This window comes from Streptomyces sp. SudanB182_2057 (assembly GCF_964272715.1).
Lineage (GTDB): Bacteria > Actinomycetota > Actinomycetes > Streptomycetales > Streptomycetaceae > Streptomyces > Streptomyces rubradiris.
In genome coordinates, this window is sequence record NZ_OZ186798.1 from 7,792,083 (window position 1) to 7,805,005 (window position 12,923).

Genomic DNA, 12,923 nt, shown 5'->3' on the forward strand with positions numbered 1-12,923 from the left:
GGGCGTGCCCAGACGGCTACAGGCCCTGTGAGATGACCATGCGCTGGATCTGGTTGGTGCCCTCGACGATCTGCAGCAGCTTGGCCTCGCGCATCCAGCGCTCCACCGGGTGGTCGCGGACATAGCCCGCGCCGCCGAGGACCTGCACCGCGTCGGTGGTCACCTTCATCGCCACGTCGGTGGCGAACAGCTTCGCCTTCGCCGCTTCCAGCGAGTACGGGCGGCCGGCGTCCTTCAGCCGGGCGGCCGCCAGGGTGAGTGCCCGGGCCGCGGCGATCTGGGTGGCCATGTCGGCGAGCAGGAAGCCGATGCCCTGGAAGGAGAGGATCCGCTGCCCGAACTGGCGGCGTTCCTTGGCGTACCGCACGGCGTAGTCGGCGGCGGCCTGGGCGATGCCGACCGCGCAGGCCGCGATGCCGAGCCGGCCGCGGTCCAGTGCGCCCATCGCGATCAGGAAGCCCTTGCCTTCGCGGCCGATCAGCCGCCCGGCCGGCACCCGGACGCCGTCGAAGCCTAGCTGGGCGGTCGGGTTGGACCACACGCCGAGTTTCCGTTCCGGCTCGTGCACCACCATGCCGGGTGTATCACCGGGCACGACCAGGCAGGACAGGCCCCGGGCGCCCGGTCCGCCGGTGCGGGTGAACACGGTGTAGAAGTCCGCGTGTCCGGCGTGGGTGACCCACGCCTTGGTGCCGCTGATCCGGTAGCCGTCGTCCTCCCGGACCGCCCGGGTGGCGAGGGCGGCGGCGTCCGACCCGGCCTCCGGCTCGGACAGGCAATAGGCGCCGAGGAGTTCGCCGCCGAGCATGCCGGGCAGCAGTTCCTCGCGCTGGGCCCGGGTGCCGTAGGCGGCGGTGCCGAAGCAGGCGAGATTGTGCACGTTGACCGCTTCGGCGACCCCGAACCAGTGGTAGGCGATCTCCTCCAGCGCCTGGAGGTAGACCTCGTACGGCTGTCCGCCGCCGCCGTACTCCTCGGGGTACGGCAGGCTCAGCAGCCCGGCCTTGCCCAGGGTGCGCACGATCTCCCGGGGGAAGGTGTGGGATTCCTCGAACTCCGCCACGCGCGGGGCGAGTTCGCCGGCAGCGATGTCCCGGACCAGGCCGAGCAGATCGGCCGCCTCCTCGGTGGGCAGGATGCGCTGGACCTTCATCGGAAGTCCTCCGTGCGTGTCGGATGCGGGTGGGCGGGAGCGGGGCGGGCGGCGCGCGGCGCGGTGCGGGGGCGGCCGGCCGGCGTGCGGGCGCGCCGGGCCCGGTGGCGGCGGGGCGCGCCCGGGACGGTGCCCGTTCGGCGGCGGCCGGCCGTCCCCCGGCGGGCCGTTCGGGCGGTGCGGTCAGCCGCGGTCCCAGCCCGCGGTCTCCGGCCAGTGCCGGCCGACCCGGCGGACGGCGTAGTCCCAGTACGAGCGGACGGAGAGGTCGGCGTAGACGAAGTCCTGCTTGGCGGCCACGTCCCGGTCGGTGGACCAGGCGTACGGCACGCCGGTGCTCTCGGCGGTGAGCTGGAGGCGGCAGGCCCGCTCCAGCACCTGGGCGAAGACGGCGGCGTGCCGCACGCTCTTGCCGACGATCACTCCGCCATGGTTGCGCAGCAGCACGGCCGGGTGCTCGCCGAGGTCCTTGGCGATGTGCTCACCGGTCGCGATGTCCAGTACGGTGTTGCTGGTCTCGGTGAACAGGCCGAGCCGGTCGCGGAAGTAGGCGCCGTCGTGCGAGACCGGGCGCAGCTCCAGATCGGTGGCGCCGAACAGCAGGGTGTACGGCGCGTGGCTGTGGACGATGCCGTTGACATCCGGCCGGGCCCGGTAGATGGCCTGGTGGAGGGGGAGTTCCGGCGGTGCCTGCGGCGGGGCGGGCCGGGTGTGGTCCACGGCGCAGCGGACCACGTCCGCCGGCGCCGCCTCGTCGAAGCCGACCAGGGCGCCCTTGATGAAGAACTCGTCCCGGCCGGGTATCCGGGCGGAGATCTGGCCCTGGTTGAAGTCGTCGTGCCCGTCGAGGGAGAGCATCCGGGCGCCGAGCGCCACCTGGAGTACGATCCGGCGTTCGGCCGGGTTCAGCGGCTGCGGTTCCTCGGTGGTCATGTCCTGCTCCCCGCTGTCAGGTCGTCGTAGACGGTCCGCATGGTGACCAGGCCGGGAGCGGCGGCGCGGGCCCAGTCGGCGGCGGCCAGCACGCCCCGGGCCGGCACCGTCCAGCTCCCGACGTGATGTCGTACGTGCAGCGACTCGCCGTCCCAGGTGTGGGTCAGCTCGTGTTCGCTGACGGGCAGTCCGGACCGTTCGTCGGCGATGTCGGCCACCTCCCGGCCGCTCGCCCCGGCCCAGGTTCCGGCGAGCGCCAGCGCGGTGGCGCTCGGCCGGTGTGCCTTGCCGAGCGGGTGTCGTTCGCGGACGGTGGTCACCGGGTCGAACCGGCCCGTGGCGTAGGCGGCGGTGAACTCGGCGATGCGCGCCTGGAGGTAGTGGCCGAAGGAGAGGTTGGTCGCCCGGACCACCGGCACCGTTCCGGCCAGTTCCGCCAGCGCCTTCCACTGGGTGTCCGACAGGTTGGAGACACAGGCGACGAGCGGTACCCGGTGGCCCGCGCAGTAGTCGAGGACGTCCGGGTGCGCCTCGGGGGCGCTCGCGTCGATCAGCACGTCGGGGACCGCCTCGGCGGACCAGCCGGTACGGCGGGAGGCGGTGAGGCAGACCGTGGTGCCGTCCGCCCGGCAGACCGCGCGCACGGCCGAGCCGAGTCGCCCCAGGCCGACGATCCCGATCGTGCGGCCGCTCGCCGCGGGTGTCTCAGGCATCGGCGTCCGCGCCGCCGGCGAGCACCAGGGCCGTGACGGAGTCGATGGTCTCGTAGTGCTCGATGGCGGCCTCCGGGTCCAGGTAGACCCCGACCTCGTTCTCGATGCTGTCGATCAGGCGCATGTAGGAGAGCGAGGTGTACCCGACGTCGCGCAGGGAGTAGCCGGCGGCGGCGAGGTCGGCGGCGGTGACGCTGCCGTCACCGGCCGCGATGACGAGATCGATGATCTTGGTGCGGAGCGCGCTGCTGTCCATGGGCAAGTCCTGTGGGTCGGAGGGAGGTTCAGTGGCTGTCTGGGGAGCTGAGCAGGCGGCGCAGGCGCTCGACGGACGGCTTGCCGATCGAGTTCGCCGGTATCCGGTCCACCACGCGCAGGATGCCGGGCACCTTGAACGACGGGAGGGCCGCCGCGCAGTGCGCGCGCAGGGACCGCGCGGTCACGCCCGGTTCCGCGGCGACGACGGCGGCCAGGGCCGGTTCGCCGTGCTGGTTCTCGGCTTCGAAGGCGACCGCGTCCAGGACACCGGGGGCCGCGCGCAGTACGTCGGCGATCTCGATCGGGTCGATCTTGCGCCCGCCCACGTTGACCATCCGGCTCGTGCGCCCGGTCAGGTGGAGCGCGCCGTCGAGCAACAGGCCCTGGTCACCTGTGTGGTAGTAGCCCTCGCCGTCGAGACGCCGCTCGAACAGGCCGGGCGCGTTGAGGTAACGCGAGCCCATCGACTCGCTCCTGACCCGGATGCCGTGCTCCTCGGCGAGCAGGTGCACACCGGGCAGGGGCGTGCCGAGCCCGCTGGCGGTCGCGTCGGCGGCATACGTCAGCGGCCCGGTCTCGGCGACACCGTAGTAGTTGTGGATCGGTACGCCGGTGAGCCGGGTGAACTCCTCGCGCACCGAGTCGCGCAGTGGGGCACCGGAGGAGATCGCGGTGCGTACGGTGGCGAAGCCCTTCTCGGGGGCCCGCCGCACGATCGAGTCGTACAGCGCCGGGAACGCCACCAGCCGGGTGGCGGCCGTGCTCTCCAGGAGCCGTACCACCCGGGAGGCGGTGGGCAGACCGTGGGACAGGTGCAGTGAGGCGCCTTGCAGGAAGGCCGCCAGCAACGAGGTGTTGAACGCCAGGCCGTTGGAGAGCGCCGCGAAACAGGCGATCCGGTCCTCGGCCGTGAGACCGGTGCCCTTCACCCAGTTGGCGGCCGCCGCGGACACGGCCGTGCCGGAGAACTCGATGCAGTTGGGCCTGCCGGTGGAGCCGGACGTGAACCGGCACACCTCGGTGTCGTCCAGCAGGCGCGGACGCGGGGTTTCGTACCGGCGCACCCGGCTGACCGTGAGGTAGCCGAACTCGCCGTCGTCCGTGAGGTGTTCGCTCACGATGTCCCGTACGTCGGCGCTCGGGGCGTGGATCAGCAGGTCCAGCCCGCAGTCCTCGGCGATCCGGGAGAGTTCGAACGGGCCGGACGCCGAGTCGGCCAGGAAGGGCACCGCGCCCGCGAACAGCGTGGCCAGGTAGGCGACCACGTATTCGACGGAGTTGGTGGCGTACAGACCCACCCGGGGCGGCTCGCCGCGCACGTCGTACCGGGCGAGCCGGTCCGCCGCGGCACGGGCCCGGCCGGCCAGGTCGGCGTAGCCGAGCTGACCGTCGGCGTCGGTGACCGCGACCCGGTCGCCGTGGCGGGCGAGGACGTCGGTGAGTACTTCGGGAAGGACGGCGCGCATCGGGGTCACCGCTCGTTCTGGGCGTGCGCCATGGCAAGCCGGTCGAACTTGATGCCCGAGTCGTCCGGGCGGCCGATCAGCAGGGCGTACAGGATCTCGTCGTCCTCCGGCAGCCCCGCCAGCGTTCGCCACAGCGGTGTGTCGAAACCGCCGATGGCGGTCACGCCGACCCGCGCGCGGTGCGCGCCCAGGTAGAGCAGTTGGCCCAGGGCGCCGCAGCGGAAAGCGAGCTCGCGAAGGTTCTCGGCGCCGGCGGCGGAGCCGGCCCCGGCGAGCGAGGTGCGCGGCACGTGCAGCAGCAGGATGGCGGCGGCCCCGGCGAGGGCGCGCTGCCGCATGCAGGCTCGGGCCACCTCGTCGGTGGACGGCAGCCGTCCTGGCCGCCGCTCGCCGGTGTCCAGCCGGTACACCGCGTCGTGTCCGGGTTCCGCGGCCGACCGCAGCACGAGCGTGGCGGACAGCGCCGTGGCGTCGGGCAGGTCGGTCTCCAGCGGTGTCGTCAGGGCCGAGACCGCTTGCCAGACGGCGGCGGCGGGGACGGGGGCGCCGGTGAACGCCTTGCTGGAGGCGCGCGTTCCGATCAGTTCGGACCACGCGGACGCATCGCCCAGGCCGCTGTCCGCGGCGGGCAGCCGTCCGCCCGTGCGGACGCGCGCGAGCGGCGCGGCCACCGTGTGGAGGGCCGGGGCCTCCAAGTGCCCGGTCCACCCGGCGAGGGAGTCCCAGCAGGTGCGTTCCAGCCATGACCGCCAGGTGGGGCCGCGCCGTTCCCGGTCGGTGTCGTCGTGTACGGTCCACCGGGTCCAGGAGTCGTCGGCCGGACCGGCCGGCAGCAGGGTCACCGAGTGAATCTCCCGGCAGTTCTCGTTCGCCTCCAGCAATCGCGACAGGGATTCCCTCGGGAAGCGCAGCCGTAGCGCCCCCGCCGCGCCACGGCCGGCCGCGGCCAGTACGAGGTTCCCGGCCGCGTGTCCGGCATCGAGCTGGGTGTAGAGGTACCCCCGGTCACCGTATTTGCGCATGGAAAGCCAGGGGCGGGTGAGCGTGACGACCAGGGCGCCGCCGCCTTCCGGGACGGCCAGGTCGGACGCGTCGAGTGCGGCGGCGACGGCCGCCCCGGCGGCCACCCGGGCGCAGGTGCGCCGGTCGGCGTCGACGCGGAACGCCGTCGGCACGCCGTCCTCGTCGGTGAGGACGGCGAACTCGTAGGGGTACAGGGCGCCGGCCGACGGCACCGCCCGCGCCGCGTACGAACCGCAGGCGCGGTTGGCCTTACTGGTCAGCACGCCTTCCTCGAGCAAGGACAGGGCGCGGCGCAGTCCGGGCGCGGCGACGGGCCCGGCGGGTGGTTCGGGGGGCGCCGACGGCAGCGCCACCCGGTCCCACAGGTCGGCTTCCGGTACGGGTCTACGTACGGTCAGGTTTCCTTGCACGTCGGCACCAGCCTCCTGTTGTCTGACAGCCCACGGGATGTGCCTGAGACGGGCGGTGACCTCCGTACGGACGGCACGGAGGTGATACACCAATGCGACGATGTGTCATTTGCGTACGCAATGGCACCTTGCAGGAATAGCAGCTGTTCTTCGATCAGGACTGACGCGTTCTCGGATCGCGAGACGAGCGCATGATTCTGGAACCGGAATGCGGCACGCATCCGGGAGAGCGTGTGCAGGAAGGGAACACATGATCGGTTCTCGGCCATCGCCAGCATGCCAAGCGGCCTCGCATTGGTCAAGACCAATGAGCCAGAGCTGTTTAATGAACGACCACCCCGCGGCCGAGGGGTCGCCTCGACCGGCCCTGACGGCGACCGCGAAATCGTCGCAAACCAGCCGAGTCGCACCGGACCGCATCACGGGGCGCACCATCCGAGCGGCCGTCGGCTTGCCCACCCGGGTGTCCGACAGCGGTACCCCGCGTGTGGACATGCTCCAGGCCGCGACACATCCTGCGGCCGCCGAAGAAACGGCGGATCATCTCACCGACAAGTCAGGGTCCTGGTCCCGCCCGGCGGGGCCGGCGCCCGCGTCACCGAGGACGCGGACACGCTGACCTCCGCGATCCTCTCCCGCCTGGACTACCCCGACCGGCGTCGCTACCGGGATGGCGGTGGGGCGGAGTCGCGTGCGACAGGCACCGGCGACGTCAGAGGGGCGGCGGTGGAACGGGCCAGGACTCCTTCGCCGGATCGTCCAGCCAGGCTCTCTGGCCCGAGGAGTCGATGGTGAGTCCGAACCGCGTCACGTCCGGGGACCCGCGTTCCTTCCACCAGTCGTAGGCGTCCCGGACTTCGTCCCACAGACGTCTGGGCCCGGACTGCCACACCAAGGCGTGTTCCTGGCCGTCGCGGAAGAGCACGCAGGCCCATGAGGTGTCGATGAGGCTGTAGAACCAGACAGGATGCTCGCCGCCCCGCTTGTCTGCCACTGCCTGGCGGCAGTGAGGAACCCGAAGGCCCAGGACGAACGGCAGATCCGTGAACTGGCCCGTCAGGAAGTCTTCTTCAGCGAGTGCCACCGTGCTCTGGCCGGCGCCCTCCAGGGGACCTGCGGACAGGTAGTCGGCGGGCCGGATCGCCGGGCCCCGTTGCGCGCGGAGCTTCATGAACTCCACCAGCCTGGTGAAGGGCCCTGTGGCTGTCCCGCCGTCCACCACCAGGCGGACCACGGCGTCGGCATTGCCGTAGGAGGTGCCCCAGGGAGCGAGGATCACACCGCCGCGCCGGGTCTGCGTGACCCAGTCCATGGGCAGTCGGCGCAGGCCGACCGTGGCCAGGATACGGTCGTAGGGAGCGGCCGCGGCGTGCCCGTGGAACCCGTCGCCCACGACCACCTCGGGGCGGAAGCCCAGCTTGAACAGGCGGTCACGAGCCGTCGCGGCCACCGTCGCGTCCACTTCGACGCTCGTCACGTTGCGCTGGCCGAGCCGGTGACTCAGCAACGCTGCCGTCTCGCCTGTCCCCGTGCCGACGTCCAGCACGCGCATGCCCGCTTCCACATCCAGGTCCCGCAGCAGGGAGAAAACGGTGGAGGGCATGGACGAAGAACTGGTGGACAGCTTTCCGGGATCACTGCCGCTGTGCGCGCCGTCGTCCCACTGGGTGACGATGGGCACGTTACTGTCGGCCGCCGCATACCAGGCGTCCGGGTCGGCGCGTTTGTCGACGCAGACGCTCGAACGGGTCGACATGTCGTAAGGCCACATGAGATGCGGGAGGAACGCGGCCCGGTCGACGGCCGAGAAGGAAGGCATCCAGTCCGACGACAGCGCACCGATCTCCGCCAGCATCCGCCTCAGCTCTTTGCGGCCGGGGCGGTCGGTGCGCAGCGCGGAAGACGTCATTTCCGGTGCTTCCCGTCCCCTTCCGGGCTGGACCCGTCGGGGCTCGGGGGCTCTTCCGGCGGCGTCCACGGAGTGCCGGGGTGACCGTCACCGTCGCCGCCCGACTGAACCGGCGGAGCAGGCCGCTCGCTCATTCTTTTCCTCCTGCGGGTCGGTAAGAGGCAACCACTGGATTTTCGACATCCCCGATTGCGGCAGCGAGCCACTTTCCGGCCAAACTCACCCACAAAACAAGCAGTTAATTTGCGTGACAGTAGGGTTATAGATAAATCGCGAAGACCGAGCGTAGAGAATGCCTGTGTGGCATATGGCATCGGCATATACGGCACGCAGCCACACGAGAAATCAATTCCACGGTGAGACCTGGCCTGGCGCGCGGCACAGTCCGGCACGGCCCGCCCTCGACGCTCCATCGGCCCGCCACGAACGTCTCTTGTCAGAGGCCCCTGGCATGCTGCCGCCATGATCGATGAGCACCACGGGCTGCTGGCCGGCCTGGACGACGTGGACTGGGCGGCCCTGTCCCACGCCTATGGGTCGGCCGAGGACGTTCCCGGACGGATACGCGCGCTGTGCGGGGCCGACGACCAGGCGCGGCAGGAGGCGTTCCAGAGCCTGTTCAGCAGCATCTTCCACCAAGGCTCGCGTTACCAGGCCTCTGCGCACGCGGTGCCGTTCCTGGCCCGGATCGCGGTGGCCGGGCCACCGGCCGCCCGCGAAAACACGATGTGGCTGCTGACCCGCCTGGCCGTCGACTGGCACGACGAGTACGACCTGACCACCGGCATCAACACGGCCGGCTGGCGTGCTGCCGCCGCCGAGCACTCCCCGGAGAAGGAACTGCCCTGGTACGAGGAGCAGTTGGCCGGGGCAACCGACGAGGACAAACGCACGATGCTGCGGGAGATCCGGGACTGGGTCGCGGCCGGGAACTCCCCGGACGCCCGGTGGAGCGCGTTGCGCGGCTACGACGCGGTCCTCGCCGAGCTGCCCGGACTGCTGGTCCTGCTCGACGACGCCGATCCGCGCATCCGGACCCGGATCGCCTACCTCCTCGCCTGGTTCCCCGAAGTGGCCGCCACCACGCTCCCGTTGCTCCTCGCCCGCACGGCGCGGGAGGACGATCCCCTCGTGGCCGCCACCGCCCTGGTCGCCGTCGGTCTGATCGGCACCGCGATGCTGGCCGCCGACCTCACCCCGTACCTGGACGCGGACGAACCCCTGGTGCGGTGGGCGGCAGCCACCGCACTCGTCCGCATCGCCGGCGACCGGGAAGGCACTGTCGAACCGCGGCTGCTCGACCGCGCCGTCGCCGAACTCACCACAGCGGCCGACAACCCCGCGCCCACCCCCGTCACCGACTACAACGAAGGCGACTTCCACGGCCACATCGAACGGACCCTGCACAGCCTCCCCACGGGTGCGCCGCAGACAGCCCTCGCCGCTTGCCTGCCCCGTATCGAACGTGACCGCGACGGCCGCCGTACCCGCACCGCCCTCAACGAACTGTTCCCCGCGCCGTTGCCGCACCCCCTGCCGGACTACGCCGACCTCCCGGTCCGGCAGCGCCAGTTGCTCAGCGCCCTGGCGGAACAGCACCACCCCTGGATCGTCCGCTGGATGGAGGGCACCCTCGCCGAGCGCGGCCTGCCGGACTCCCAGGACGGCCTGCGCGCCTACGTCGGACTGCCCCTCACCGACTGAGCCGCACCGTACGGCGTGAACGGCTGCCACCTGCCGTGGGCGGTCATGAACACGCAGGCCGTATGCTGCGATCGTCCGGCGAGCCGCCAGCTGAAGGGAAACCGTCCACCGTGTTCCAGGAGACCCCCGTCTACGACCGCCTCGTCGCCGAACGCGGCGAGGTCCCCGTCCAGGTCCGCGGTGAAGCCGACCGGATACACCGCGACCTGGCACAGGTGCTGCCCTGGCTGTCCACCTCCCGGCCGGGTGCACCGCAGAACGTCTTCGAGCCCAAGCGGCTTCCCACCGCCCTGTGAGGACGACGGCAGCGGTGGCCTGTGCCTCGAGCCGCGACTCCGGGGACATGCCCGCAGGCATCGGCGGCCAGAACGAGGCCGGCACCCGCAAGCCCTGACGGCTGGTGGGGCACAGCACAAGGTCTGCGCTGTGCCCCACCAGCCCTACGGTGCGAACGGAAGGGAAACCGGGAGTGCCGGGCCGGGTGCCGACCACTGTCCCAGCGGCGCGCACCCCGCCCTGCTGCGCCAGGCACTGGCCACGTCATCGCGGAACGGCCTCGAAGCCGCGCGCGAAGCGAGGTTCAGGACGCGAAGTCGGCTATTACCTCGTCCATGTCGTAGCTGTACACCTCCCGTTCACACGGCCCGCAGGCGCTCGGCGCGTGCTCGCTCAGCGACCACAGCCGGGGCGCCTTGCCGTCGCCGCGTCCGTGGGCCAGGTACAGGTCCTCCGGCCCGAAGGAGCTCTGGAGCGCCTTCTCGGTGCCGGCCAGCCGCACGGTGCCGTCGACCGTGCGCGGGGTGGCCTGGAGCAGGCGACCGTTGTCATAGGCGTTGCTGCGGTGGAAGTACCACTTGCCCTCGTACCGCAGGGCGCCCTGGATCTTGTGCCACAGCGGCTCGCCGCCGAAGGAGCCGCCCGTCGGCAGCCCGTAGGCGAGGTCGGCGTCCGCGACCGTGCCGGGCGCGCCCTCCACGGCCGCGGTGAGTGCCGTCATGGGGTAGGTGCCCACCCGGCCCGGACTCGTGCCGCCGCCGTTGAGGTTGCAGTACTCGCCCAGCACCAGATGATCCGTGCCGGTGCGGTCCAGGGAGACGTAGGAGGCCTTCGGCCGGCCGGTGGTGTAGCACTGGTTCTTGCTCGTGTCGCCGGTGTTCCTCGCCGTCGTGAACGTCAGCGTGGCGACCTGCGGCATGACATAGCGGTAGCCGTACCCGTACCAGACGTTGCTCTGGCGGCCGACGCGCTTTTTGTCCTGTACGTCGCTGACCAGGCCGTCGGGCGTCGGGTCGTCGGTCGCGGCGTCGCCGTCCGGGTTGAGGTCCATGATCCGGCGCAGGTCGAAGACGCGCAGACCGTTGGCCGTGTCGGCGACGTACAGGTAGTTGCCGTACCAGACCATGCCGCCCGCGTGGATGCCGTTCTGCGCCTTGCAACTCGTCGTGACCGTGCCCGCGCACTTGCCCTCCCGGGCGTGCAGCGCGTCGAAGGAGATGTGCTCCTTGGAGTTCACGTACGGCCAGACCAGCAGGACATGACGGTACTTCTTGGTGGCCTGGTTGAAGAAGGTGACCCGCACGCCCTTCTCGTTGCAGGCGTCGGACGCGCTCGCCTCCAGGCAGTTGTCCCGGCCCGAGACCTGATCGCTGCGGCCGGGGTTTCGCGCGTCGTACCAGCCGACCGCGACGGGCTCGGCGTTCGAGGTGCCCCAGTCCTCGTCCTCCTGGGCGTCGGAGACACCGGTGATCGCCTGCGGGACCCACTCCGTGGAGGTGGCGTCGTCGTTCTCCCAGCACACCCGGTCGGTGACCAGCAGATCGGGGCCGTAGATACCGGTGGCGCCGCAGTCGCCGTCCCGGTCGGCGGACCGGTTGGCCTGCTCCAGCAGCTCGGTCAGTCCCTGCTCGGGCAGCGCGGCTTCCAGCCGGTTCACCAGCGCCGTGAGGTCGGAGCCCCTGGCGAGCCGGAAGTCACCCGGCCGTCCGGGGACCGGATCGGCCGACACGGAAGCGGTGACCGAAGGGGTGCCGCCGGAGCCGACCGTGTCGTCCTGCTCACCCTCGTGCTCATCGGCGAAGCCGTCGTCGGGCATGCCCTCGTGCACCGGGACGGGATCGTCCGCGGCCGTCGCCGCAGCCGTGCCCCCGGCCGGGAGGAGAACGGACAGCAACGCCCCGGCCAGTGCCGTGCCGGCGGCCAGACGCGTGCGTGACAACAATCGGCTCATGCGACGCCTTTCCTTGAAGGTACTGATGGTGGCTCAGCCACCGGGCGGCGGAGGGCCGCCGTGGTGTGCCGCGGCAGAGCGGCCCGAGGCGGCCGGAGAGAGGCGCATCTTCCTGCGAACCCCCCTCAACTGCCGCGCTGTCGGCCAGTTCCTCGGTACCGCGCACCGTACTGGTTGGGCCGAGCCCACGGCCACGCCGCCAACGGCAGTGAAGAACAACCATCACCCTCGCTTCACCGCGCTACGGAGACGAGCACGAGGAAGGCGGTGACGGGCCCGCGCGTCGCCCCGGGCCTCGCACACGATGCCGAGCGCCGCCTCCGTGACACGAGGCTTTCGTCCAGGGCGAGTTCGGGTGCTCAGTGGTAACGGCTGAGGCGGCCGAAGCGGGCCAGCAGGTCGTACGCGGCGTCCTCGTTCAGGCCAAGGGCCGCGGCCGTCTGCTCGGCGGTGGCGTCGCGGCTGACGTCCAGGGCCGGCCAGTACGCCGTCTGCACGGCGATCACTTCCAGTCGGCGTGCGGCTCGCAGGGCCGCGAGCGGTGCCGTCCTCGCCAGCTTCTCGATCTCCGACTCGACCCGCGCGAGCAGGCCGGCCAGTGGTTCCGGCACGGTGACGGCCGACCGCTCCACCTCCACGGTGTGTACGTCCCACTCCTGGGCGCACGTGTCCGCGATGTCCCCGGCCGCTTCGGCCATGCTCTGCTCGCCGTACTCCTCCCAGCGCAGGGTGTGGGCCGGACCGGTCCAGCCGCAGGAGCACACAGCCCGCAGCGCGGCGGCCCGCGGTGCCCGCACGAAACCGTCGCCCCCGTCGTAGACGTTCCACTGCGACACTTCCCGCCCGCCGCCCGCAGAGGTCATGTCGATGAAAACAGGGTCCGGCACGCTGCCGTCGGCCAGCAGCACACCGACCGTGCCCTCGTGCGAGGCACCGAACTCCTCCGTCGTCCACGACTCCCGCTCGCCCACACCCATCAAGCCCTCCCGCATCGCATGCCGAACCCCCCCGGCGCGTCCAGGGCGGGGTACCGGCACCGACAGTGCCGCAGATGCGGCCGCCTTCACCACCGGAACCACCGAAGAGGTGAGGGGGAGGCGAAGCCCCATAGTGTTGGTGATACCTTC

At 71.5% G+C, this 12,923-nt stretch carries 11 protein-coding genes; 2 read left to right on the top strand and 9 right to left on the bottom strand.

Annotated elements, in window-relative coordinates:
- Positions 1-16: 16 nt before the first annotated feature.
- The 7 genes from ACSURM_RS34640 to ACSURM_RS34670 all read right to left on the bottom strand — a co-directional run bounded on the left by ACSURM_RS34640 (position 17) and on the right by ACSURM_RS34670 (position 7,865).
- Complete coding sequence (locus ACSURM_RS34640) at positions 17-1,153, bottom strand: acyl-CoA dehydrogenase family protein (RefSeq protein WP_436959905.1); 1,137 nt, start codon at positions 1,151-1,153, stop codon at positions 17-19.
- A gap of 183 nt (positions 1,154-1,336) precedes the next feature.
- A complete protein-coding gene (locus tag ACSURM_RS34645; protein ID WP_436959906.1) occupies positions 1,337-2,086 on the bottom strand; it encodes a class II aldolase/adducin family protein in 750 nt (249 codons plus the stop codon).
- Positions 2,083-2,799 (bottom strand): dihydrodipicolinate reductase C-terminal domain-containing protein, encoded by a 717-nt coding sequence (locus ACSURM_RS34650; protein ID WP_436959907.1) that lies wholly within the window; start codon positions 2,797-2,799, stop codon positions 2,083-2,085. Before ACSURM_RS34650 ends, ACSURM_RS34645 begins: the two co-directional genes overlap by 4 nt.
- A complete protein-coding gene (locus ACSURM_RS34655; protein WP_167513267.1) occupies positions 2,792-3,055 on the bottom strand; it encodes a phosphopantetheine-binding protein in 264 nt (87 codons plus the stop codon). Before ACSURM_RS34655 ends, ACSURM_RS34650 begins: the two co-directional genes overlap by 8 nt.
- A 28-nt stretch (positions 3,056-3,083) precedes the next feature.
- Positions 3,084-4,523 (bottom strand): class I adenylate-forming enzyme family protein, encoded by a 1,440-nt coding sequence (locus ACSURM_RS34660; RefSeq protein ID WP_436959908.1) that lies wholly within the window; start codon positions 4,521-4,523, stop codon positions 3,084-3,086.
- Positions 4,524-4,528: 5 nt separating this feature from the next.
- Entirely contained in the window at positions 4,529-5,956 is a 1,428-nt protein-coding gene (locus ACSURM_RS34665) for a nitroreductase family protein (protein ID WP_436959909.1), read from the bottom strand.
- A 712-nt stretch (positions 5,957-6,668) separates the two neighbouring features.
- Positions 6,669-7,865, bottom strand: a complete 1,197-nt coding sequence (locus tag ACSURM_RS34670; protein ID WP_436959910.1) for a methyltransferase domain-containing protein — start codon at positions 7,863-7,865, stop codon at positions 6,669-6,671.
- 462 nt (positions 7,866-8,327) lie between these two features.
- Here ACSURM_RS34670 and ACSURM_RS34675 point away from each other — a divergent pair, with 462 nt between their 5' ends.
- Both ACSURM_RS34675 and ACSURM_RS34680 read left to right on the top strand, forming a co-directional pair.
- On the top strand, positions 8,328-9,569 hold the full coding sequence (locus tag ACSURM_RS34675) for a HEAT repeat domain-containing protein (protein ID WP_436959911.1): 1,242 nt from the start codon (positions 8,328-8,330) through the stop codon (positions 9,567-9,569).
- A 110-nt stretch (positions 9,570-9,679) separates the two neighbouring features.
- Positions 9,680-9,865 carry a hypothetical protein gene (locus tag ACSURM_RS34680; RefSeq protein ID WP_436959912.1) on the top strand — a complete coding sequence of 62 codons (186 nt, stop codon included), beginning with the start codon at positions 9,680-9,682 and terminating at the stop codon, positions 9,863-9,865.
- A gap of 284 nt (positions 9,866-10,149) precedes the next feature.
- Here the strand turns inward: ACSURM_RS34680 and ACSURM_RS34685 are convergent, their stop codons facing one another.
- Together ACSURM_RS34685 and ACSURM_RS34690 are read right to left on the bottom strand one after the other, a co-directional pair.
- A complete protein-coding gene (locus tag ACSURM_RS34685; RefSeq protein ID WP_436959913.1) occupies positions 10,150-11,796 on the bottom strand; it encodes a hypothetical protein in 1,647 nt (548 codons plus the stop codon).
- 359 nt (positions 11,797-12,155) lie between these two features.
- A complete protein-coding gene (locus ACSURM_RS34690) occupies positions 12,156-12,773 on the bottom strand; it encodes a hypothetical protein (protein ID WP_436959914.1) in 618 nt (205 codons plus the stop codon).
- Between the last annotated feature and the right edge of the window lie 150 nt (positions 12,774-12,923).

Coding starts and splice junctions, on each gene's coding strand:
- ACSURM_RS34675 (WP_436959911.1), top strand. CDS start 8,328: ATGATCGATGAGCACCACGGGCTGCTGGCCGGCCTGGACGACGTGGAC.
- ACSURM_RS34650 (WP_436959907.1), bottom strand. CDS start 2,799: ATGCCTGAGACACCCGCGGCGAGCGGCCGCACGATCGGGATCGTCGGC.
- ACSURM_RS34640 (WP_436959905.1), bottom strand. CDS start 1,153: ATGAAGGTCCAGCGCATCCTGCCCACCGAGGAGGCGGCCGATCTGCTC.
- ACSURM_RS34645 (WP_436959906.1), bottom strand. CDS start 2,086: ATGACCACCGAGGAACCGCAGCCGCTGAACCCGGCCGAACGCCGGATC.
- ACSURM_RS34685 (WP_436959913.1), bottom strand. CDS start 11,796: ATGAGCCGATTGTTGTCACGCACGCGTCTGGCCGCCGGCACGGCACTG.
- ACSURM_RS34690 (WP_436959914.1), bottom strand. CDS start 12,773: ATGGGTGTGGGCGAGCGGGAGTCGTGGACGACGGAGGAGTTCGGTGCC.
- ACSURM_RS34670 (WP_436959910.1), bottom strand. CDS start 7,865: ATGACGTCTTCCGCGCTGCGCACCGACCGCCCCGGCCGCAAAGAGCTG.
- ACSURM_RS34660 (WP_436959908.1), bottom strand. CDS start 4,523: ATGCGCGCCGTCCTTCCCGAAGTACTCACCGACGTCCTCGCCCGCCAC.
- ACSURM_RS34655 (WP_167513267.1), bottom strand. CDS start 3,055: ATGGACAGCAGCGCGCTCCGCACCAAGATCATCGATCTCGTCATCGCG.